The 1465-nt window shown below is 33.8% G+C and carries 2 protein-coding genes and 1 pseudogene; all 3 read right to left on the reverse strand.

All coding sequences use genetic code 11. The features are described from left to right. The coding region (gene ssb / locus ACFING_RS09740) for a single-stranded DNA-binding protein (RefSeq protein ID WP_375630762.1) at positions 1-153 on the reverse strand (153 nt) is incomplete at its 3' end. 211 nt (positions 154-364) lie between these two features. Then, the gene (locus ACFING_RS09745; protein ID WP_375630760.1) at positions 365-943 is read right to left on the reverse strand and encodes a hypothetical protein; all 579 of its coding nucleotides are present in this window, start codon (positions 941-943) and stop codon (positions 365-367) included. Positions 944-1274: 331 nt separating this feature from the next. Beyond that, positions 1275-1465 (reverse strand): annotated as a pseudogene (locus ACFING_RS09750) (hypothetical protein); the annotation flags it as partial.

Consider the following 1465-nt stretch of genomic DNA (forward strand, 5'->3'; position numbering starts at 1 on the left):
CCATTCAGTTTTCTCTACTTTTTGATGAGTATTTTTATCCGTATAGCTTTCAGAAGTTGCCATACGAAAATTGACTACTTCTGTTCCAGAATTCATTGTTTTGCTTTCGGGGTTAGCACCAAGGCGTCCGATTAATGTCACTTTATTTAGCATGTTTTTTTACCTTAAACTTGTATTTTAATACATACAAAATCCTAGCATGATTTGCATATTTTTTCAATTATTTCAAAAGGATATTATTATTTTTTAACATATAAAATTATGTTTTTTTATCTTTTGATAAACATAAAGCCACATCACGCAAATGACATGGCTTTCTTTTTTCTATTTTAAAGCAGGCGCCCCCGCACCGCCGTTATTTTATTTACGCTGCTTTATCAACACCACAGACATCTTCAGAAAATTTCTTATTTTCTTTAAGCACAGCATTGCCATAAATTGTTGTAAATTGACAAATTTGTGCCTTGCCACTCACATACGCATTTTCATAAACACGGGCATTATCGTAAATAAGAGCCCCCTCTGTAATAACGGCATTATCACTCACAACGGCATTGCCAAAAACATAGCCTCCAATTTTTGCATTGCCATTAATGACTGCATTGTCATAAACATGTGCCTTATCATTCAAAACCCATGCCTGATCACTAATCACGGCATTACCATAAACCCTAGCCCAATTCACAACGCAGGCTTTATTGCGTATTTTGGCATTTTCGGAAACGCTTGCTTGAATAACCATAGCATCATCATAAACCCAGCAATTGCCATCATGAGAGAGGTTATCTTCATTTTCAATAAAACCACCTAAATCCCCCATCTTAACATCAGCAAAGTCTTTTAAAGCTTTAATGCGGTGTAAAGTCACACCGTTAACAACGCGGTTTTCATTAGTAAGTTCATATTTTGGAGATGTTTTTTGATTTTTAACTGTAGCGTTCATGCTAGTAATCCTTACGAAAATATAGTTTTGAATTGACAACCCTAAAAGGGCGCCGGGTGTTCAAAACACGGTCGTAAGTCCGTCGTCACACTTTTCTCATAAAGAGTATTGTATGGTGTGACCACACCCGACACAATCATTATATGCTAATCATAACATAAAAGACAGCCAGTATTTAAAGAAATGGGAAAAACCTTATCGTGATTTATCCGCTTACGATTAAGTGTTTTGAGCACTTGTCGACCTTTCTAAACGAACTTTTCTTTAAAGTCAATACGTATTTTTTATTTTTTTTCATTTTGATACCTACCTAGTTGAATATCAAGCGCTTTTAAATTTTACTTTTGGTTTTTATTATAAAATGTAGTGCGTAAATGGACATGTTTATTAAACTGCGTGTATGCAACATGAGAAAGAATGAATAAATTAAAAAAAAGTACCAAATAACGATATCTAAATACCAAAATACAGTATAACTATTTGGAAAAATTAAAACGACAAGTGCTAAACTTATTAGCTTTA

This window comes from Bartonella sp. AP150HLJHH, assembly GCF_042196385.1.
GTDB lineage: Bacteria > Pseudomonadota > Alphaproteobacteria > Rhizobiales > Rhizobiaceae > Bartonella.